Here is a 22,532-nt window from a genome sequence, read left to right on the forward strand (position 1 = left end):
ATGAAGATAGGTATTCTGCAAATTATTTCCGGCGAATGTATTTCGGACGGAGTCGGCGTTGACGTAAACCGCGTAGCTTACGAGCTTGGAAAACACGGTTATTTCGTGCAATGCTCGGTTACGGTTTGCGATACGGATAAAATATCGGACTCTTTCGGTTTTTTATGCGCAACGTGCGACGCGGTAACGGTATGCGGCGCGGTAAACGCATTTTACGACGCCGTTGCCGAAAAATACGAATTGAGCCGCCGTCTGTCTACTTTTTTACTCGGAAACGTTCCGTGCGCCGTTTCGGAAAAATGCGACGACAAATTCGTTGCTGACAACCTTATACCCATGTTGAACGGGCGTTCCAAAACCTATTACGCAACCAACGTGTTTCGCACTTTGGGAAAGACGGAAGAGCAATTGCGGGAAGCTCTCAAAGATTATATCAAAAACCGCAACAAGATATCGATTAAGTTTATTTCACGTCCGCCCGAATGTTCGGTGCTTGTTCGATATTCCAACAAGACTCAAAAAAACACCGTGAGCGAGCTTTTGGACGGAGTTACGCGAACGCTCAAAGACTGCGTGTATGCCTATTCCGACGTTTCGTTGCCCGAAAAAACCGCGAGGCTTTTGATTGAGGGCAACAAAACGGTGGGGCTTGCCGAGTCGTTTACCGGCGGCAGAATTGCTTCGCTGTTGGTGGAAAACGCGGGAGTGAGTCAATCGTTCAAAGAGAGTATCGTGTGTTACGATAACGCCGTAAAGCGTTCAAGATTGCGCGTTTCGCAGGGCATACTCGATACTTACGGCGCGGTAAGCATAGAAACGGCTTACGAAATGGCGGCAAATCTTTTAATGGACGGCGATTACGATTACGCAGTTGCCACAACGGGCAACGCCGGCCCTACGTCGGAAAAGCCCAACCAAGTAGGCGTGTGTTATATAGCGGTAGGCGATAAAAAGAATATAGATATATATCCTTGCCGTTTCGACGGCGACCGCAAAACCGTGATAGAGAGCGGTGCGCTTACGGCTTTGTATCACTTGCACAACCGAATTGCGGGCGATATCGAGCGCAATGACGAAAACGAAACCAAAGAGTAAAAGAACGAAATAAGGAGAAAGATATTATGGATAAAGGAAAACCCGTCATAGATTACAATATGACCAAAGAAGAGCGAAAAAAAGCTCTCGACGCGGCGATAGCTCAAATCGAAAAGAACTACGGAAAAGGTTCTATAATGAAACTGAACGAGTCGCACGTAACCGCAGTGGAGGTAATTCCCACGGGTTGCCTCAGCGTAGACCTTGCGCTCGGCATAGGCGGACTTCCGAGAGGAAGAATAGTGGAGATATACGGTCCCGAGTCGAGCGGTAAAACCACGCTCAGTTTGCACGTGATTGCGCAGGCGCAAAAAATGGGAGGAACCGTGGCGTTCATAGACGCGGAGCATGCGCTTGACCCCGTATACGCCCGCAACCTCGGAATAGATACCGACAATCTTTTGGTTTCGCAGCCCGATAACGGCGAGCAGGGACTCGATATTGCCGAAGCTCTCGTGCGAAGCGGCGGCGTTGACGTAGTGGTTGTGGACTCGGTTGCCGCGCTCACTCCCAAGGCGGAAATAGACGGCGAAATGGGCGACAGCCAGATAGGTCTGCAGGCTCGCCTTATGTCTAAGGCTTTGCGCATACTCACATCGGTTTGCAACAAGTCCAAAACCTGTATTATCTTTATAAACCAGCTGCGCGAAAAAGTGGGCGTTATGTTCGGCAATCCCGAAACCACGCCCGGCGGCAAGGCGCTCAAGTTCTATTCGAGCGTTCGCCTTGACGTGCGCAGAGTGGAAGGCGTGAAAGAGGGCGGCGAGGTGGTAGGCAACCACACCAAAGTAAAGGTGGTGAAAAACAAGCTCGCTCCTCCCTTCAAAACCGCTGAATTCGATATTATTTTCGGCAAAGGCATTTCGAGAGAGAGTTGCCTTATAGACCTCGGATTGGATTACAAGCTGTTTACCAAGAGCGGTTCGTGGTTCGGTTACAAGGGCGAGCGCATTTGTCAGGGCAGAGCCGCGCTTATGAATAAGCTCGAGTCCGACGCGCAACTTTCGGCTGAGGTGGAAGCCGCCATAAGAAAACTCGCCGAAGAAAAAGACGACTCGAAAGACGAGTCCAAAGACTCCGCAAAGGCCGCCGACGATACGGCGGAAAAGGCGGAGGAATAATCGCTTGACTTTTACAATTTATTACTGTAATATATAAAGTGAACAACATAGACTTGTTCGCTTGGTATATAAAAATCATCGTATGCGAACGCGATGAACTACTATGCTATTAAACTAAAATATCAAAAGGAGGTTGCAAATGTTACAGAATTTACTGTGTGCCGTTTCTACTGCGCTTGCCGTGGTTTTGCCCATTGTCGCGCTTATTGCCGGCATTGTGCTCGGCGCGGTAATATATATGCTTTTGCAGAAGAAAAAGCTCGGAGACGCAAACAAATCCGCTAATAAGATAACGGAAGAAGCGTATGCCGAAGCCAAAGAAATTCGCGCACAAGCAAAAAACGCGCAAAAAGAAGCCGTGCTCGAAGCCAAAGAAGAAATTCAAAAACTGCGTGCCGAAAACGATCAGGAACTGAAAGAACGGCGCAACGAAGTGCAGAGAAGCGAACAGCGACTGTCGCAACGCGAAGACGCTATCGACAAGAAAGAAGAAGCTCTCGATAAAAAGACCGAGGCTGTGGAAAAACTCAAACTTCAGATACAGGAAAAAGAAAATCAGCTTGCTGCAAAAAAAGCGGATATCGACAGTGCGCACGAGCGCATGATAAGCGAACTCGAAAAAATCGCGCAATTCACGCGCGACGAAGCGAAAGCTCAGCTTATTGTGGAGATAGAGGAGTCGGCAAAACACGACGCCGCTAAACTCGTAAGAGAAATAGAGGCAAACGCCAAAGAGGAAGCGGAGAAAAAATCGCGCTCCATTATTGCCACCGCAGTTCAACGCTGCGCCGTAGACCACAGCGCGGAGATAACCGTATCGGTGGTTAACTTGCCCAACGACGAAATGAAAGGGCGCATAATAGGAAGAGAGGGGCGCAACATACGCGCTTTGGAAAACGCAACGGGCGTAGACCTTATAATAGACGATACTCCCGAAGCCGTGGTTCTTTCGGGATTTGACCCCGTTCGCAGAGAGGTTGCGAGAATTACTCTCGAGAAACTTATTGCCGACGGTCGCATCCATCCCGCCCGCATCGAAGAAATCGTTGAAAAGACTCGCAAAGAGCTTGACAATCAAATCAAGGAAGCGGGCGAAAACGCCACTTTCGAAGCCAACGTATTCGGGCTTCATCCCGATTTGGTAAGGCTTTTGGGTCGGCTCAAATACCGCACGAGCTACGGGCAGAACGTATTGAAACATTCGCTCGAGGTTTCTTATCTCGCAGGGCTTATGGCGGCGGAGATAGGCGCGGACGTAAAACTTGCCAAACGTGCGGGGCTTTTGCACGATATAGGCAAAGCCGTGGACCACGAGGTTGAGGGCACGCATATCACCATAGGCGCAGACCTTGCCAAAAAGTATAAAGAGAGCAAAGAGGTTATCCACTGCATTGCGGCGCATCATAACGACATAGAGCCGCAATCAATCGAAGCTATACTCGTTCAGTGCGCCGACGCGATAAGCGGAGCAAGACCGGGAGCAAGAAGAGAATCGCTCGACAACTACGTTAAGCGTTTGGAAAAATTGGAAGAAATTGCCAATGGATTTAACGGCGTGGACAAGTCGTTTGCAATTCAGGCGGGGCGTGAAGTTCGCATAATCGTTAAGCCTGAAGTGGTAAACGACAACGCCATGGTATTTATGGCAAAGGATATCGCCAAAAAGATAGAGAGCGAAATGGAATATCCGGGACAAATCAAAGTAAACGTAATTCGCGAAATGCGCAGTATAGAATACGCAAAATAGTAAAGTTTATATTTTGAAACGAAAACCGTTCGAACAGTTCGAGCGGTTTTTTGTTTTGCTCGCAAAATTTGTAAATTTCAAAGCATAAAAGATAAGCAAAAGAAAAAAACTATATTTGCATTTATAACACGGAGGTACAGTAATGAACATTTATCTCGAAATAGTGTTGCGTACGCTGTTTACCATCGCCATATTGCTTGTGCTTACGAAAATAGACGGCGCGAAACAAATTTCTCAATTGAGTTTTTTCGATTACGTGATAGGCATTACCGCAGGCAGCGTAGCGGCGGTAATGTGCGTAGACCCCGATATTTCCATATGGGTGAGCGTAGTGGCTTTGGCTTTGTTTATGTTGTGCGGAGCGTTGTTTTCCTATCTTTCGCAAAAAAGCATAATATGCCGTCGCTTCTTTGAAGGAAATCCCGTTTTTATAATCGCCAAAGGCGAAATCCTGTATAAGGGACTCAAGAAAGCGCGTTTTTCGGTTAACGACCTAATGCGCGAACTGCGCGGACAGGGTTATTTCGATATAACCGAAATATATTACGCCATTTTGGAAACCAACGGCAACGTATCGGTAATGCCCAAAGCACTTTATCGCCCCGCAACAAACGAGGACGAAGGCAACAACGTGCAAGACGACAGCATACGCGCCGACGTAGTGATAGACGGAAAGATATTGAAAGGCAATCTCAAGGCGTTCGGCAAAAACGAGCAATGGTTGCGCGATACGCTCAAATCGCAAGGCATCGAAAAACTGAGCGATGTAGTGCTCGCGTCGCTCGATACCGACGGGAACCTGTCGGCTTTCGCCAAAAACAACACGGAAGTGAGTCGTTCCGTATTTCAATAACAATCAAATCGGTTATAAGGAGAAAATATATGAAGCATGTTTTATCGGAATTTTCGGACATAAAAAATGTAAGCGAAAAGGAAACGTTTGTTTTGATTAAGGAGGTAAAAGATGAGCGCGGTTGCTGACCCCATAGAAAAGCGTAACGAACGTTACGGAAAATACGTAGACTCGGTTACGCCCAAGTCGGGAACTCTTAAGTCGTTGTGGCATTCGTTTTGGATAGGCGGTATAACCTGTTGCATTGCGCAAGGCATAGGCGATATTTACGCATTGATTTTCCCTAATTTTTCGGAAGATATGATTGTGAATATCACCTCGATGACCATTATTACTCTTGCGATATTGTTTACCGGTCTCGGTTTTTACGATATTATAGCTCGCAAGGGCGGCGCGGGTTGTTTCTTGCCGATAACGGGATTTGCAAACGCTATTTCGAGCGCGTCAATGGAATTTAAGTCCGAAGGACTCATACTCGGCACGAGCGTAAAAATGTTCAGTGTTGTGGGTCCGGTAGTAGTAAACGGCATTGTGTGGTCTACTGTTGCGGGCATTTTGAACTTGCTTATTTTGGGGAGGTTGTGATATGCAAGGCATAGTGATACACAAAGGCGATAACTGCGATTTTCTTCCCGTATTCGAGCCTGTTGCCAAGCGAGCCGCCGAAGTCAAGCAGACTTTGTTTTTCGATAAGCCTGTGCACATTGTGGCGGCTAACGCGGTTGTGGGCAACAAGGAAGCGAAAGGTCCGCTTAAAAGATATTTCAGGCGGGTGAAAGAGGATATAAAACTCGGTGAAAAGAATTTCGAACGCGCGGAAATTTTGATGTTCGACGAAGCCGTTCGTGCGTCGGTAAGAGAAGCTAAGGAAAGCGTAGGCGACGTGCAACTTTTGATTTCGGGCGATTTGCTCAATCAAATGACTACCTCGAGTTACGTGGCTCGCAATCTCGATTTGCCGCATTTGGGCGTGTACAGCGCGTGTTCGACGTATACCGAAGCTATCTCGATAGCGGCTACAATGCTTAACGCGGGGCACTTTCAAACCGTGGCGTGCGCTACGGCGAGTCATTTCGCAACCGCCGAGCGACAGTTTCGTTATCCGCTCGAATACGGTTGCCAACGCCCGCCTTACGCGCAGTGGACGGTAACCGCCGCGGGTTGTTGCGTGCTTTCCACGCTCGGTTCGGGACCTTTGGTGCGTTCGGCTACGCTCGGAAAAGTAGTCGATTTCGGACAAAACGATTTATCCAATATGGGCGCGGCTATGGCTCCCGCGGCTATGGACACTATGTGCGCGTTGTTTAAGGAAACCGAAACGGGACCCGAGGACTACGATATGATACTCACGGGAGATTTGGGTAAACTCGGTTCGGATATATTGAGAGACCTTATGCGCGAACAGGGTTACGATTTGGGGCAACGATATTCCGACTGCGGAAGTCTTATTTACAGCATGGACCAAAACTGTTATCAGGGCGGCAGCGGCGCGGGGTGCAGTGCGTCGGTTATAAACGAGTTCATTATTCCGCGCATTAAAGAGGGCGAATACAAAAAGGTTGCGTATTTGGCAACGGGCGCGTTAATGAGCACGCAAAGCTGTTATCAGGGCGAAACTATACCGGGAGTGAGTCACGGCATTGTTATAGAAGGAGAGAGAAAATGAGCATGTTTTGGGAAATGATATTCACGTATGCAAAAGTGTTTGCGGTGGGCGGACTGATGTGCGCGTTGGCGCAACTGCTTATAATAAAAACCAAACTTACGCCCGCGAGGATACTCGTGATATTCCTTCTTATAGGCGTAGCGCTCGAAGGGTTCGGAATTTACAAGCCCATCAATGAGTTTGCTCAAGCGGGCATAAGCGTGCCCATAATAGGCTTCGGAGCTTCTCTTGCTCGAGGTTCTATAGAAATGGCGCGGCAGATAGGTTTTGTGGGCGCGTTCGCGGGCGGACTCGTGAGAACGGCGTTCGGCGTGGGCGTTGCCGTTGTAGCGAGCTATTTGGTTACTCTGATATTTTCGCCGCGTTCCAAATAATTGTAAAAGAAAGGGCGCATGCGGCATATATATTTATATGGCAAAATGCGGTTACCGTAAGAATAAGCGAAAGAAAAAGCTGGTAATTTTATCGGCTTTTCTTTTGATAATTTTTGCGGTTTACATTTTTACGGTCACCGCGATACGCCCCGTGATACGCACCGTTTCTCAAGAATACGTTCGCTCGCTTACCGTGGATTTCGTAAACAGCTCGGTTATGGAGGTTATGAACGACAATCCGTCTTACATAGACCTTACGCAGATAGAAAAGGATAGCGAGGGAAACATTACGCTGATACATACAAATTCGGCTACTGTAAACGCGCTCGCGCGCAGCGTTACCGACCGCGCTCAAAAGAAACTTGCCGAAATCGGGGAGTACGGCATTAAAATACCGCTCGGCTCTCTTTCGGGTATATCATTTCTTGCGGGGCTCGGACCCGACGTGAGCATTCGCGCTATACAGGTGGGAAACATCGACACCGAGTTTAAGTCGAATTTCACCTCTGCGGGAATAAACCAAACGTTACATAAAATGTATATTGCCGTAACCGCTTCGGTAAATATTATCATTCCGGGAGCGGAAAACAAGGTTACAACGGTTACTCAGGTTTTGGTGAGCGAAAGCATAATAATAGGCAAGATACCCGACGTATATCTCGACACGCAGTCAGCCGATTTAAGTTACAATCTTGTGCCGTAAAATAGTTTGACATTTTGCTTATATTGTGGTAATATTAACTAAATACTGTGATTGCGGTTAAAGATAAGCGCGAATTTTACAGAGAGCGTTCCACGGCTGAAAGAACGCGTTGCGCCCAAAATTTTCCCCGCAGGAGTACGTTTGCCCAAACCGCAAGGCTGTAAGCAAACGCGTCGGCAACGTAACAGCCGTTTGAGAGGCTGAAAGATATTCTTTCGGCGAACTGAGGTGGTACCGCGTAATTTTTAACGCCCTCGGATTTTTCCGAGGGATTTTGTTTTATTTGGAGGAGCTATGGAAGAAAGCGTAAAAAAATTGACGGCGGAAACGATTGCGAGTATTTCCGCGTGCAAAACGGTTTCCGAACTTAACGACGTGCGCGTGAAAACGCTCGGCAAAAGCGGCGCGCTAACCGCGTTACTTAAAGGAATGAAAGACGTTCCGCCCGAGAAACGCCCTGCGGCGGGCAAAATAGTGAACGACGCGCGAGAAACGCTCGAACAAGCCGTATCAGAGCGGCAAAAAGCGTTGGAAAACGAAGAGTTATTGCGCAAATTGAGCGAGGAACGAATAGATATTACGATAGACTCGCCCTTAAAAAACCACGGCGGTCTGCATCCGCTTTCCATAATGCGCAACAGGATAGAAGAATTTTTTTGTTCGCTCGGATTTGTGATAGCCGACAGTCCCGAAATCGAAACCGATTATTACAATTTCGAGGCTTTGAATATTCCCGCCGACCATCCCGCGCGGGAAATGCAAGATACCTTTTTCATAACCGAAAACATACTTTTGCGTTCGCAAACTTCGTCGGGACAAATACGCATGATGGAGAAAGTGAAACCGCCGATTAAGATGCTTTCGCCGGGCAGAGTATTCCGCTCCGACGAAGCCGACGCAACGCATTCTCCCGTGTTCCACCAAGTAGAGGGACTTGTGGTAGACAAAGGGATTACCATGTGCGACTTAAAAGGCATACTCGATTTGTTTGCCAAGAAATTTTTCAGCAACGAGACCAAAACGCGTTTTCGCCCTTCGTACTTTCCTTTCACCGAACCGAGCGTGGAGGTGGACGCTTCGTGCGGCAAGTGCGGAGGAAAGGGGTGCAACGTGTGCAAGGGCACGGGATGGATAGAGATTATGGGCGCGGGAATGGTGAACCGCAACGTGCTTAAAAATTGCGGCATAAATCCCGACGAATACACCGGTTTTGCGTTCGGTTGCGGACTTGACCGTATAACCAACATAATATACGGAATAAGCGACGCGCGAATTCCGTTTGAGAACGATTTGCGATTTCTCAAGCAGTTTAACTGAGGAGGTGCTGTATGAAACTATCTATTGAATGGTTAAACGACTACGTTTCTACCGACGGCTATACGCCCGAACAACTTGCGGACAAGCTGCTTAACATAGGTTTCGAGGTGGAAGAAATAATTCGTTTGGGCGAAGATATCGACCGCGTTGTTGCGGGCAATATAACCGATATTAAGAAACACCCCGACGCGGACAAACTTTCGGTTTGCTCGGTAGACGTAGGGAGCGAAACGGTTACAATCGTTACGGGTGCGAAAAACGTAAAAGCGGGTGATACGGTGCCCGTCGCGCTCGACGGCGCAACTTTGCCGGGCGGAAAAGTTATAAAAGCCGCGCCGCTAAGGGGCGTTATGAGCTACGGAATGATGTGTTCCGGCAAAGAGCTCGGCGTAGACAACGAGGTGATTGACGGCGCAGAGGTCGACGGAATTTTGATACTGCAAGCCGTTGCCGCGGGCACGGATATAAAAGAAGTCTTGCGGCTTAACGATACCGTTCTCGACGTGTCGGTTACCGCAAACCGTCCCGATTGTCAATCGGTTTACGGCATGGCGCGAGAGGTTGCCGCCGTTCTCGGAAGAAAACTCAAACCGCTCGAAATCAAATACGATACGGTTTCGTGCGAGTTAAAGCCCTCCGTAGATATACGCGACGGCGCGTGCGGCAGATACACTTGCCAAATAATCAAAGATATTAAAGTGCAACGGTCGCCGCAATGGATGCGCGACAGACTGCGCAAGGTGGGCGTTCGCCCCATAAACAACGTGGTGGATATAACCAACTATGTGTTATTCGAGGTAGGGCAGCCGTTGCATGCTTTCGATACCGAATTTGTAACCGATTGCGGTATTATAGTTCGCAAGGCGAAAGCAAAAGAGAGCATAACGGCTTTGAACTCCGAAACGTACGAGCTTACCGAAAATATGCTTGTGATTGCGGATTGCAAAAAGCCGCTTGCCATAGCGGGCGTTATGGGCGGAGAATACAGCGGGGTGAGCGAAAAAACCTCGGCGGTTCTGCTCGAAGCGGCGGGATTTGCAAAAGGAAGCGTACGCGCTACCTCGCGGGCGTTGGGTTTGCGTTCCGACTCGTCGGCGCGTTACGAAAAGGGCGTTGACGGAATGAGCGTAAACGTGGGGCGCGAGCGTGCGCTTACGTTGTTTCATAAACTTAAAGCAGGCAAAGTAACCGACTCTAAGGCGAGTAAAGAACTCGTTTCGACCTCGGTTAAAGTTATTCGCACCTCTGCGGACGAAATTTCCAAACTGCTCGGCATAACCGTAAAATCGAACGCTATAGAGAAAATTTTGAAATCTCTTCAATTCGATGTGCAAAACGAGAAAGACCGACTTGTAATTACCGTGCCCGCTTTCCGCGAGGATATAGACAACTACACCGATATTGCCGAGGAGGTAATACGCTTTTACGGCTACGACAATATAAAGTCGTCGTTTATGCCCACGGCGAAATCCACAGCGGGCGGCATGGACGTGCGCCTGTCTAATCTCAAGCTGCTTAAAACGCTTGTGAGCGGCTTGGGTGCGTATGAGATAACCACTTATTCGTTTATAGGTAAGAAATCCTGCGATAAACTTAATTTGCCGCAAAACAGCGTTCTGCGCCGTCAAATCGAAATACTCAATCCGCTCGGAGAGGAATATTCGGTTATGCGCACACAGCTCGCGCACAACATGCTTACTACAGTGGCGTATAATCTCAGTAAGAAAAATTCCGATTTCAGGCTTTTCGAACTCGGAAAAACGTATATTGCCAAAGAGTTGCCGCTGTCGGATTTGCCTGCGGAAACCGATACTTTGTGTATGGCTTTTGTGGGCGGCAAAGAAACTTTCTACACGCTGAAAGCCGCCGTGTGCGAAATTTTGAGAAAGTTTGCGCTAAAGCCCGATAAGCTCGAATACTGCGACAAACCGTATTATCATCCGGGCATGAGCGGCGAATACTTTGTAGACAGCAAAGCGTTTTGCTCGTTCGGTAAAGTGCACCCGCTCGTTGCCAAAAATTACGATATAGCCGAAAACGTATATTTGTGCGAAATGAACCTCGGCGGATTTATAGGCAAAGAAATTCCGCAAGCGAAATTTGCGCCGCTTTCCAAATTTCAGGCGGTGCGCAGAGACCTTGCCGTAGTTGTGAAAGACGAGATACCCGTAGGACTTATTTTGCAAACGCTCGAGCAGGCGGACGAGCTGTGCGTGGATGCAGAACTGTTTGACGTATACAAAGGGGAGCAGATAGAAAAGGGATATAAGAGCATAGCCCTTTCGTTCGGATTATCGGCGAAAGACAGAACTTTGACGGACGACGATATAACGTCGGCAATGAAAAAAATTCTTGCCGCTCTCGAGCAAAACTGCGGCGCGAAATTGCGCTGATAACTCCATGGAACTGCTTGCTCCCGCGGGGAATTTTCAATGTTTGAAAGCCGCCGTTGCGTGCGGCGCAAACGCCGTATATCTCGGTATGGAGAAATACGGTGCAAGAGCTTCCGCATGCAATTTCAACTCCGAAAATTTGTTGCGTGCTGTTGAATTTGCGCATTTGCACGGCGTTAAAGTTTACGTTACCGTAAATACCATAATAAAAGACGGCGAAATGCAAGACGCGATTGAGCGCGCCATCGAAGCTCGAAATGCAGGTGCGGACGCCTTCATTGTTCAAGATATCGGCTTTATATGCGAACTTAAAAAACGCGCGCCCGATATCGTTTTGCACGCAAGCACGCAAATGGGAATTAGCAACGCATACGGTGCGCGGTTTGCCGAAAAGTTGGGTATAACTCGCGTAGTTGCGGCGCGTGAAACGCTTTGCGAAGATATACGAGATATAAAAGACAAAACGGGACTTGAAATAGAGTTCTTTTGCCACGGCGCACTATGCGTGGCATATTCGGGAAATTGCTATTACAGCAGCCTTGTAAGCGGGTGTAGCGGCAATCGCGGCAAATGTTTGCAACTGTGCCGCAAAAAATATTTTAAGGGCAACGACAGCGGATATTTTTTGTCGGCAAAGGATATTTGCTTAGTGGACAAAGTTGCGGTACTGCGCGACGCGGGAGTGGACTCGCTGAAAATAGAAGGGCGTATGCGCACGCCCGAATACGTTGCCGAAACCGTGTCCGTCTACCGAAAAGCTATAGACGGAGTAAGCGCTGAGTCCGATTTGGACAGGTTGAAAAGGGTTTTCAACCGCGGCGACTATTGCAAAGCGTATTTGCTTTCGCCTACCGAAAACGTGATATATTCAAAGGTTCAAAACAATATAGGCGTCGAAGCGGGAACGGTGGCTTGGGTAAATGCGGGAAAAGCTAAGATAAACGCAAATATCGAACTTTGCGCGGGCGACGGGGTAAAATATCTTCGTAACGGCTGCGAAATAGGCGGAGGATTGATAGACGGCAACCCCACGGGCTTTAGAGGAGATGTTAAACGGGGCGACGAAGTGCGGCTTACCTCTTCGCGTAATCTCGAGTCGGAGATTGAAAAGCTGAATACAAATATTCCCGTATCCGTAAGCGTTTCGCTCGATACCGCAAAAGGCGCGGCAATCACGTTGTCTTGCGCGGGCGCGACTGTGACGGTTTGCGGAAAAGACGGGGTTGTGAAAGCGCAAAACAAGCCGCTTAGCGAAGCCGACGTAAAGAAAGCAGTGGGACTGTTGGGCGAAACGGACTTTGCTTTGCGTGACGTAGTAGTAAATTCGGAAGAAAATATTTTCTATCCCGCGTCGCTTATCAAAGACATGCGCAAGCGTGCGGTTGAAGAATTGCGGAAAAAGTTGCTTGACGAATTTTCGCGTAAGCGCGTTTCATGTAATAACAGTTTCGAAATGCCGAAGATAAATTGGCTGCAGTGTAAGCCATCCGCGGTGTTCGTGCAAGTGGCGAACTCGGAAACGCTTCCGAGTATTAAATTCGATTACGACTATGTTGTGCTTTCTCCGCGCGATTACGGCGATTTCGATAAAATAGCGAGCGAATGCAAGAGGTTGGGCGAAAAAGCTGTGCTTAATTTGCCCGTTATAGCGCGAGGCGGCGACAAAGAAATTTTGCGCAAACTCAAAGCTCTGCCTTGGAAAGCGGTAGTTGCGAATAATGTTTCCCACTTTGAAATGTTTGACGGTTTTAGCTTTATCGGCGGAACGGGACTTAATCATATCAATGCGAGTTTCGGCGGCACGTTTGTGGGTTCGATAGAGAGGGAAAAACTCGGCGACTCGCTTACTTACGCTTTCGGAAAACCGCCGTTAATGCATTTCGCGCATTGTCCGCGCCGTAGCGAGGGTAAAGACTGCAAGGGCTGTAGCGGCTACGATATTCGCATGAAAGACGATAAGGGCGCATACGTAAGATTTTGCCGAGTTAAAGAAAAGTATTGTTACGGCGTTTTAGTGCCCGAGTTACCGATAAATAACATTTCGGTTGCGAACAGCGGCGGCATGTTGCTTGATTTTACTTACGCAACCGCACGGGAAATCGAAGCCGTGAATACGCAAATGCTTACGGGGTGCGAATATTCGCTTACGTGCACGCACGGAAATTTTAACAAAAAATTACAATAGTGATATAAAAATATGGATGAGAAATTACTGAAAGTTTTGGAATTCGACGAAATTCGGGCGCGGCTTGCTAAGTTCGCGGTTTCGTCGCGTGCGAAAGATGAAATATCGCGCATGTTGCCGTTATGCGAGTATAAAGAAGTGGAACGCAACTTGCGGCTTACCGAAGAAGCGTATATCGCGAAATACAAGTATTCCGCCAATCCGATATCGGAATTCGACGACGTGAGCGAAATACTCGACAAGGCGAAGGCGGGCGCGGTGTTGCGGCCGGGGGAATTGCTTAAGGCGGCGAATATTATGCGTTGCGCCCGCATAGCAAAAAGCGAACTCTCCGAGCTCGGCGACGACGTGAGCGAACTTAAGGCTTTGGTTGCCGCGCTCATACCCGACAGGAACTTTGAAAAGCAGATAGGGGACGCGGTTGCGAGCGAAAACGAACTGAAAGACGACGCGAGCGAAAAGTTAAGAGACCTAAGGCGCAAAATTCATTCCGCCAACGCAAAGTTGAAAGAGAAACTTGCGAGCTATACTCGCAACGGAAACTTAAGCAAATATTTGCAAGACAACATTGTTACCGTGCGGTTGGGGCGTTTTGTTCTTCCCGTAAAATCGGAATGCCGTTCAATGGTGCCCGGTCTTATTCACGACCAATCGGGAAGCGGTTCTACCGTGTTTATAGAGCCGTTTGCAGTAGTGGAGCTAAACAACGAGCTTAAATATTTGCAAATGGAAGAACAGCTCGAAATAGAAAGGATACTTTCGGAATTGAGTTTGTGCGTTGCGGAAAGAAGTGATATGCTCGAATTTGCGCTCGATAGGTGTACTGTGTTAGACGTAGTATTTGCAAAGTGCGCTTATTCGGTGAGCATTAACGGCACTATGCCAGTGCTCGATAACGGCAAAAAGTTGTCGCTCAAAAACGCAAGGCATCCGCTTATAGACCCGCACAAGGTTGTTCCGGTAAGCGTTGAGGTGGGCGAACAATACGATATACTCGTTATCACGGGACCGAATACGGGCGGCAAAACCGTTTGCTTAAAAACGGTGGGACTGTGTTGCTTGATGGCGTACAGCGGCATATGGATACCGTGCGACAAAAACAGCGTTGTTTCGGTATACGATAATATTTTCTGCGACCTCGGAGACGAGCAGAGCATAGAGCAGTCGCTCAGTACCTTTTCGGCTCACATAGTAAACGTTGTGAAAATTACGGACGGCATTTCTCCGCGCAGTTTGGTGCTATTGGACGAGCTTGGTTCGGGTACCGACCCCGTAGAGGGCGCGGCTCTTTCGATAGGAATATTGAAATATTTCGAAATAGTGGGTTGCAAGGGAATTGTTACAACTCATTTTAACGAGCTGAAAGAGTATGCGCTCGTTTCCGAAAAATTGATGAACGCTTGCATGCAGTTCGACGAAGAAACATTGAAACCCACCTACAAACTTATGGTGGGAGTGCCGGGAGTGAGCAATGCGTTGAAGATTGCGGGTACTCTCGGGTTAAACGAGTATATTTTGGATAAGGCAAAAGAGAGCATAAGCGACGAGCAAATACGGTTTGAGACCGTATTGCGTCAGGCACAGTATGCAAAAATGCAAGCGGAAAAGCAAAAAGAGGAAATCGAAGCGGAAAAGCGAATGCTCGAAGAGGAGCGCGTGCACATAGAGACGGCGCGGAAAAAAATCGAAGAAAAGCAAGAACGAATACAAAACAACGCCAAGGCGGAAACCGCGCGTTTGATATCCAATATGGTTGCTAAAGCAAGCGAACTGTTGGACGAACTCAAAGATACCGTTAAAGAAGCCGACGAAGAGGCTTTGCGCAAAGCGCGACAACTGTTTTCCAAGCTCGAGAGAGTAAAGAACGAGAACGAAGAACGATTGAACCCCGAATACGCCGATTTCGTTGCGGCGTCGGCTAAAGTGGGTCAAAAGGTCATAGTGCGCTCGCTGGGCGGCGAAGGCGTGTTGCTGTCGCTTGCCGATAAAAAGGGGTTGTATCGCGTGAGAGCGGGCAATATGCAAATTTCCGTTAAAGCGGACGACTTGGCTCAACCGTTTGCGGCGCGGCAGGAGAGTAAGCCCAAAGAAAAGGTGAAACGCGCGGTTTTGTCCGCGCCCGCCGAACCGTCGGCAGCGGAGATAAAATTGTTGGGCATGACCGTTGCGGAAGCAATCGAGGCAATCGAGCCGCTGATACTCTCTTCTTCGTCGGGTACGATAATAAGAATAGTGCACGGCAAGGGCACGGGCGCGTTGGGAAAGGGAATTCAAGCCTATCTCAAAACTCGTTCGGATATAGCGTCGTACAGATACGGCAGGTACGGCGAGGGCGATACGGGCGTAACTTTGGCGGAAATAAAATAGCGCGGCAAAATACTTGTATTTTCGTGCGAAATTTAGTATAATGAATTCGAGCAAAGTTGAAAGGTGATTTATTATGACAAACCGTAAAATATTGATAGTCGACGACGACGACAATATTTGCCAACTAATTACGCTGTATCTCGTGAAAGAGGGGTACGGCACGGCTATATGCCACAACGGAAAAGAAGCAATCCGCGCTATAAAAGACGAAACTTACGATTTGGTATTGCTCGACGTGATGATGCCCGAAATGGACGGATACGAAACGCTTACCGAAGTCAGAAAATTTTCCGATATTCCCATAATAATGGTTTCGGCAAAGGGTGAACCTATGGACAAAATAAGCGGGCTCGATTACGGCGCGGACGATTACGTTACGAAGCCGTTCGAACCGCAAGAGCTTATATCGAGAATTAAAGCTATATTCAGAAGAGCGCAACCCGTGGCGAGAGAGTCGGATAAGGCGGTAAACGCTGATACAAATCCCGATTTGTCTTACGGAAATTTGTTTGTCAGCTTAAGAAATTATATTGTTAAAGTAGACGAAAAAAATATCGATATGCCCCCTAAAGAAATCGAGCTTTTGTATTGTCTTGCTTCGCAACCCATGCAGGTTTTTACGCGTGAGCAGTTGCTTAATAAAGTTTGGAGTTCGGATTATCAGGGCGATACTCGCACGGTGGATGTGCACGTGAAGAGAATACGCCAAAAACTGGGTACGAGCAAAAAATGGCGCATTAACACCGTGTGGGGCGTGGGATACAAGTTCGAAGTGCCGCAGTTATGAAAATTTTCGGCAATTACGTATTTCGCGGCATAATATTTTTTGCGGTGTTCGGCGCGTCGGTATTTTGTCCGTTGTTTTTCTTTATGCCCGTTGCGGCAACTCTTTCGGATAAGATACTTTTGGCTGTGCTCGTTTTGCTCGGCGCGATTGCGGAAATAATATTGTTTGTGTTCTCCAATTACAAACTGCTCATTTCGCCCATGAAACACATTAACGAAACGGCGAAAAAGCTCAGCAACGGAGAGTATGACGCAAGAACTCATATAAAAACAGCCGACGAAGAGGTGAAGCGTCTCGGTAAAATCACCAATCGCATTGCCGACGAATTCGAAAATCTCGAGCAAATGCGAAAATCGTTCGTTGCCAACGCTTCGCACGAGTTGCGTTCGCCGCTAACATCCATGCAAGGATTTTTACAGGCGATTCTCGACGGGACAATCGCCGCAGGGGATAGCGAAAAATATTTGAGGATTGTGTTGAGCGAAACCAAACGACTCAATTCGCTTATAACCTCTATGCTCGATTTGTCGCGTATGGAGTCGGGCAAATACCCGCTTACCATGTCGCGTTTCGAGATAAACGCCGTAATCAGGCAGATAGTGGAACGCTTCGAACCCAATCTGCTTAAAAAAGAATTGCAACTCGACGTTGACTTTGCAAGGAGAGAAAGTTATGTTTTTGCCGATAAGGATAAAATCATACAAGTGCTCGTAAATCTCATAGACAACGCTGTAAAATATTCTCCGGCTTATTCGAGGATATTGGTTACCACTCATATACACGGTGAAAAGATATATATAGCCGTAAAAGACCAAGGGTTCGGAATAAGCAAAAAAGACCAACTGCTCATTTGGGACAGGTTTTATATGGCGGATAAGGCGCGTACTCCCAATAAGAGCAAAGGCACGGGGCTGGGATTAAGCATAGTAAAAAAGATAATAGACGACCACAAAGAAGCAATTCGCATAGAGAGCAACAAAGGCGCGGGTGCGGCGTTTATATTCACGCTTACTTTGTTTAATCCCGCTAAGCATAAGGTAGACGTAGGCACTTTGCGCAAGTCGAGCGCGGAGAAATAGATTTCGGAGGTTTTAGGTTGGATATATTTTTTGAACAAAACGTGGATAATCCGCGTATAGAAAAACACAAAAAACGCACGGCGATACTGTCGGTAGTGCGTAAAATTCTGCTCGCAATAGGCGTGATTATAATGTTTTTCATTATAATGTTTATGGTGGATTTTTCAACGGCTTTGGGTGCGGCGATAGGTCTTGCCATAGGAGTGTTTTCGGGTGCGCCGTTTATTTTGGCTTTCATATTCATGGGAAAAATGCTCCGAAATTCCAACACCGAATACGACTACATTTTGAACGGCGGAACGCTTCGCGTAGTGAAAGTGGTTTTGCGCAATAAGCGCAAGTTGATGTGCACGGTGAGAATGAGCGCGGTTGAATCGATGGGGCGCGTTACGTGCGACGCATACGACAGGTACGCCGCTTCCAAAAACGCAAAAAAGCAGTACGCAATTTGCGATTACGAGGACGAAAGCCGTATCGTTTATCTTTCTTACAGAGACGACGGAGAAAATTTCCTGTTGCATATTGAGCCTAACGACGAAATGCTGTCTGCCTTGAGAAGGAGTTTGCCGCGCATAGGAATTATAGACAAGAGTTTGAATATGCCGTCGGCAGCTGCAAAACAAGCATGATTTATCTCGATAACGCCGCCACAACGCGAGTGTTCGACTCCGTTGTGAAAGAAATGGAAAGATATTATTCCGAAGAATATTTTAATCCGTCGGCACTGTATTCGCCCGCTTTCGAGGTGGTAAAAAAAATCGCCGCGGCGCGAGCTTATTTGTGCGATAAACTCGGCGGGGGCGGAAAGTTGTATTTTACATCGTGCGCAACCGAGTCCAACGCATGGGTTTATAATTGCGGAGTCAAAAACAAAAAAGGTAATATTTTGGTATCTATGGGCGAGCATGCTTCGGGATACGAAAATGCCCGCGCTCTTGCCGATAAAGGGTTTGACGTAAGATTTGTAAAGCTGTGCGCCGACGGAACGGTGGATATATCGGACTATCAAAGCAAACTCGACGAAAACACAACGCTTGCGTCGGTTATTCATTGCAGTAACGAAACCGGCGCGATTAACGATATTGCGCTGTTATCGCGTATCGCAAAGCAAATCAGTCCGAGGTGCTTGTTTCATAGCGACGGGGTGCAGGCGTTTTGCAAAATAGACGTAAACTGCGAGCATGCGGGAATAGATTTATACAGCTTGAGCGCGCACAAAATAGGCGGACCTAAGGGCATAGGCGCGTTATGGGTTCGCGACGGAATACGCATTGCGCCGTTTATTATAGGCGGAGGGCAGGAAGAGGGCGAAAGGTCGGGGACGGAAAACGTGGCGGCTATAATGGGATTTTGCCAAGCCGCAAAGGATTTTTCCGCCTTTGACGGCGGGCAAATATTTGCGTTGCGACAAAGAATGAAAAAGGCTCTCGAAGATATAAAAGACGCGGTATTTAACGAAGCGAGCGAGCAGTCGCCGTACATATTGTCTTTATCGATAGCGGGGATAAAAGCCGAGGTGCTTCAGCGTAAACTTGCCGACAAAGGGATTTTAATTGGTTTGGGGTCTGCGTGCTCGTCGCGGCTAAAAAAGAACAGAGTGCTGTCTGCCATGGGACGAGATATGCGACAAATAGAAGGGAATGTGCGTATCGGTTTCGGGGTTTGCAATCTATCCGACGATATGGACTCGGTTGCAAAAACAATCAAAGAATGCGTGGAGGAACTCCGATGGAAAAAGTGATAGTCATTCGTTACGGCGAACTTTATCTCAAGGGAAAAAACAGAGATTATTTCGAGCGGTTGCTCATTAAAAACATTAAATACAAGCTAAAGCCGTTTGATTGCGAATTGGAAATAAACCGAAGCAGATATCTCGTGAAAAATTTTTCCGCTCAATCCGAAAGTAAGATTTTAACGGCTTTGAGCGCCGTATTCGGAATACATTCTTTGAGCGTTGCCTGTTGTATTCCCAACGTTTACGAGTCTATACTCAAATGCGTTTTGAGCGAAGCTCCCGCGACGGGCAGTTTTCGCATGAACGTAAACAGGGGCGACAAGAGATATCCCATAACCTCGGTTGCGCTTGCGGCTAAGCTCGGCGACGCGGTTTTATCGGCAAACCCGCATTTAACGGTGGATTTGCACGAGCCGCAAAATATTATATGGGTAGACGTGCGCGAGAACGGCATGGCTTACGTATACGGTAAGGTATTGCCGGGTTCGGGCGGAATGCCGGTAGGTAGCGCGGGAAGAGGTCTTTTGTTGCTTTCGGGCGGCATAGACAGTCCCGTTGCCGGATACATGATGGCAAAGCGCGGCTTGGGCTTCGACGCTCTGCATTTTCATTCTTATCCGTACACGAGCGAACGCGCCAAAGAAAAAGTGATAAAACTTGCTTCTATAATGCAGAGATATTGCGGTAAAATCAGACTATATTGCGTGCCCGTTACGAAAATTCAGGAAGCAATACACGCCAAGTGCACCGACTCTTATATGATTACAATTCTTCGCAGGTTCATGATGCGCATAGCCGAGCGGGTGGCGAATAAGTACGAGTTGGGTTGTTTGATAAACGGAGAGAGTTTGGGACAGGTTGCGAGCCAAACTCTCGAGAGCATCACCGTTACCAACGACACGGTAAAATCGTTGCCCGTGTTCCGCCCGTTGATAGGTATGGACAAGCAGGAAATAATCGATATCTCGCAAAAGATAGATACGTACGAAACTTCGGTGTTGCCGTATGAAGATTGCTGTACGGTATTTTTACCCGAAAGCCCCGTTACAAAACCTACGCTTAAGCGTGTGGAAGAAGAGGAACTTAAGATTGAAGATTACGAGCAATTACTCGACGAAGCCGTCGATAATCTCGAAATGCTCAAGCTCGGGCAGGTCGAGTAAATCGAAAATTTCGGGTAACTCGTAATAAGAATATTCTTTGGGCAAATTGTTTTTGGAAAAATAACTTGAAATACGATACCGTTTTGGTAAATCGGGCGCGGCAAGATATACCGCGCCTTCGTCTTGCAGTTTTCGCGCGTCTATATCGAGTTTTGCCACACTGTCGGGGATTTCGAACTGCGACTTGTCCGCAAGTATTTCCAATACCCGTTTTGCCGCTATCGTCGGTTCTTTTCCGCCGTAAATGTTTGCTTCGTTTTCGTCGTTTCCGTACCACACGGCAACGGTGTGGCGCGGGGTGTATGCTACGCAGTAGGCGTCGCTGTTTTTATCGCCGTGTTCTACCGTTCCCGTTTTTGCCGCCACGTTGCCGAATTGCGAAAGTTTTTTTGCCGTTCCCGTTTGCGCACAATCCAAAAGCATGCGAGTAATGAGATACGCAGTGTCGTCGCCTACGGCTTTGGTTTCGGCGGTTTTGTTTACGTAAGCGGTCTTTCCGTTTGTGCTAATCGATTTAATATAACTGCTTTTTTTGTATTTGCCGCCGTTGGCGAGAGTGGAATATGCATCCGCCAAATTGTTCAAAGTAACGCCGTCGCTTAGTCCTCCGAGAGCAATGGCGAGTCCGTTGTCTTTATCCGAAAATTTCAAACCGAAGCGTGTAGCTACCGATTTGGAGTAGGGAATTCCGCACATATCGGTAAGTTTTACGGCGGGCACGTTGAGAGAGTTTTTCAAGCTGTCGGACACGGTAACGTTGCCGTAGTATTTATTGTTGAAATTTTTCGGGGAATAACCTCCGAAATCGGTTTTTTCGTCGAGTATAACCGACGTTGGGAATATCAGTTTTTTTTCGATAGCGGGGGCGTATGATACGAAAGGCTTGATTGTCGAACCGGGTTGCCGCAAAATATCGGTATTGTTATTTGTGTTCGATACGTCGCAAATCACCGACGAGGTATTGTTTTCTATTACAAGCACGCGTATTTTATACCTATTATCCTGTAGTATGTCAGACAAACTATTACTAATTTGCTTAATTAAAGCGAAATTTGCGTTTACGGTTATTGTCGGCTTTTGTTCAAACAATTCGTCTTGCAAACAGTCGAGGAGTTCTCCCGCTTCGTTTATCGCGTTTTCTATATAACATGCGGCAATATCTTTATAACCTTGCTTTAACTGTAATGGCTTTTCTTTTTCGAGTTTTGCGGTATCGCTCGTAAGTTTGTTGTTTTTGAGCATGCTCTCCAAAACCGTATTGCGCCTTTTTATGGCTTGGTCGGGGTGGGTGAGCGGGTTAAAGCGCGACGGATTATTTATTATTCCGGCGAGAAGTGCGCTTTCGGCTATATCGAGCTGTGAAACGTCTTTGTCGAAATAAGAGTGAGCCGCTTGACCGATACCGTAAACATTGTTTCCGAAATAAACTATATTGAGATACGCTTCGAGGATTTGTTTTTTATCGTATTCTTTTTCGAGCTGTTTGGCTATGCGAATTTCTCTGAGTTTTCTGCCGAAAGTTTTTTCGTTTGATAGGTGGGTGTTTTTAATGAGCTGTTGGGTAATCGTGGACGCGCCTTCTCTAAGCGACGCGGAAAGTATATTGTTTTTTGCCGCGCCCAACATTCTTATATAGTCTATGCCTTTGTGAGAATAAAACCGTTTGTCTTCTATGCTTATAAAAGCGTCTGTCGTCCATTCGGGAATTGTTTCTATCGGCGTGTAAATTCTGTTTTTGCTGTAAATTCCGTCGGCAATGATATTTCCGTTTTTGTCCGTTATCGTGGCGGTTTGGTGTATTCTCTCCAATTTTTGCGTATCGAGTTCCTGCCAACCCGCTATTTTCACGTTGGGGTTGGTGAGTATTAAAAATGTTGTACCGGCTATTACGAATAGCGATATTATGATGGTGGATATGATTATTAGCAGTCGCTTGACTCTCATGCA

18 protein-coding genes are annotated in these 22,532 nt (G+C 47.5%); 17 read left to right on the top strand and 1 reads right to left on the bottom strand.

Translation table 11 applies throughout. The features are described 5' to 3' along the window. From NFR55_RS01800 to thiI, 17 genes are all read left to right on the top strand, one after another. A complete protein-coding gene (locus NFR55_RS01800; protein ID WP_251545631.1) occupies positions 1–1,095 on the top strand; it encodes a nicotinamide-nucleotide amidohydrolase family protein in 1,095 nt (364 codons plus the stop codon). 59 nt (positions 1,096–1,154) lie between these two features. Continuing rightward, positions 1,155–2,216 carry a recombinase RecA gene (recA, locus tag NFR55_RS01805; RefSeq protein WP_251545679.1) on the top strand — a complete coding sequence of 354 codons (1,062 nt, stop codon included), beginning with the start codon at positions 1,155–1,157 and terminating at the stop codon, positions 2,214–2,216. 139 nt (positions 2,217–2,355) lie between these two features. Beyond that, positions 2,356–3,963, top strand: coding sequence for a ribonuclease Y (rny, locus tag NFR55_RS01810; protein ID WP_251545633.1), 1,608 nt, complete (start codon positions 2,356–2,358; stop codon positions 3,961–3,963). Positions 3,964–4,105: 142 nt separating this feature from the next. After that, complete coding sequence (locus NFR55_RS01815; protein WP_251545635.1) at positions 4,106–4,816, top strand: DUF421 domain-containing protein; 711 nt, start codon at positions 4,106–4,108, stop codon at positions 4,814–4,816. Between the two features lie 111 nt (positions 4,817–4,927). Beyond that, a complete protein-coding gene (locus NFR55_RS01820) occupies positions 4,928–5,401 on the top strand; it encodes a SpoVA/SpoVAEb family sporulation membrane protein (RefSeq protein WP_251545637.1) in 474 nt (157 codons plus the stop codon). A 1-nt stretch (position 5,402) separates the two neighbouring features. Continuing rightward, a complete protein-coding gene (spoVAD, locus tag NFR55_RS01825; protein WP_251545639.1) occupies positions 5,403–6,482 on the top strand; it encodes a stage V sporulation protein AD in 1,080 nt (359 codons plus the stop codon). Further along, a complete protein-coding gene (locus NFR55_RS01830; protein WP_251545641.1) occupies positions 6,479–6,856 on the top strand; it encodes a SpoVA/SpoVAEb family sporulation membrane protein in 378 nt (125 codons plus the stop codon). The genes spoVAD and NFR55_RS01830 overlap by 4 nt, the downstream gene beginning before the upstream one ends. A 37-nt stretch (positions 6,857–6,893) precedes the next feature. Next, positions 6,894–7,559, top strand: coding sequence for a sporulation protein YunB (gene yunB, locus NFR55_RS01835; protein WP_251545643.1), 666 nt, complete (start codon positions 6,894–6,896; stop codon positions 7,557–7,559). A gap of 294 nt (positions 7,560–7,853) precedes the next feature. Continuing rightward, on the top strand, positions 7,854–8,876 hold the full coding sequence (gene pheS, locus NFR55_RS01840; protein WP_251545645.1) for a phenylalanine--tRNA ligase subunit alpha: 1,023 nt from the start codon (positions 7,854–7,856) through the stop codon (positions 8,874–8,876). Positions 8,877–8,887: 11 nt separating this feature from the next. Beyond that, positions 8,888–11,269, top strand: coding sequence for a phenylalanine--tRNA ligase subunit beta (gene pheT, locus NFR55_RS01845; protein ID WP_251545647.1), 2,382 nt, complete (start codon positions 8,888–8,890; stop codon positions 11,267–11,269). A 7-nt stretch (positions 11,270–11,276) separates the two neighbouring features. Next, on the top strand, positions 11,277–13,454 hold the full coding sequence (locus NFR55_RS01850) for a peptidase U32 family protein (protein WP_251545649.1): 2,178 nt from the start codon (positions 11,277–11,279) through the stop codon (positions 13,452–13,454). A 12-nt stretch (positions 13,455–13,466) separates the two neighbouring features. Further along, positions 13,467–15,821: an endonuclease MutS2 gene (locus NFR55_RS01855; protein ID WP_251545651.1), complete on the top strand. Its 2,355-nt coding sequence runs from the start codon at positions 13,467–13,469 to the stop codon at positions 15,819–15,821. A gap of 73 nt (positions 15,822–15,894) precedes the next feature. After that, positions 15,895–16,608: a response regulator transcription factor gene (locus tag NFR55_RS01860; protein WP_338052309.1), complete on the top strand. Its 714-nt coding sequence runs from the start codon at positions 15,895–15,897 to the stop codon at positions 16,606–16,608. Continuing rightward, the gene (locus tag NFR55_RS01865) at positions 16,605–17,687 is read left to right on the top strand and encodes a sensor histidine kinase (RefSeq protein WP_251545653.1); all 1,083 of its coding nucleotides are present in this window, start codon (positions 16,605–16,607) and stop codon (positions 17,685–17,687) included. Before NFR55_RS01860 ends, NFR55_RS01865 begins: the two co-directional genes overlap by 4 nt. A 17-nt stretch (positions 17,688–17,704) precedes the next feature. Next, positions 17,705–18,316, top strand: coding sequence for a hypothetical protein (locus NFR55_RS01870; protein ID WP_251545655.1), 612 nt, complete (start codon positions 17,705–17,707; stop codon positions 18,314–18,316). Beyond that, a complete protein-coding gene (locus NFR55_RS01875; RefSeq protein WP_251545657.1) occupies positions 18,313–19,428 on the top strand; it encodes a cysteine desulfurase family protein in 1,116 nt (371 codons plus the stop codon). Before NFR55_RS01870 ends, NFR55_RS01875 begins: the two co-directional genes overlap by 4 nt. After that, a complete protein-coding gene (thiI, locus tag NFR55_RS01880; RefSeq protein ID WP_251545659.1) occupies positions 19,416–20,585 on the top strand; it encodes a tRNA uracil 4-sulfurtransferase ThiI in 1,170 nt (389 codons plus the stop codon). Before NFR55_RS01875 ends, thiI begins: the two co-directional genes overlap by 13 nt. On the opposite strand, the gene NFR55_RS01885 is transcribed toward thiI, so the two are convergent. Further along, positions 20,529–22,529 carry a transglycosylase domain-containing protein gene (locus tag NFR55_RS01885; protein WP_251545661.1) on the bottom strand — a complete coding sequence of 667 codons (2,001 nt, stop codon included), beginning with the start codon at positions 22,527–22,529 and terminating at the stop codon, positions 20,529–20,531. The genes thiI and NFR55_RS01885 overlap by 57 nt on opposite strands. Positions 22,530–22,532 lie beyond the last annotated feature (3 nt).

Origin of the sequence: Pumilibacter intestinalis, assembly GCF_943193005.1 — a bacterium.
GTDB lineage: Bacteria > Bacillota > Clostridia > Christensenellales > Pumilibacteraceae > Pumilibacter > Pumilibacter intestinalis.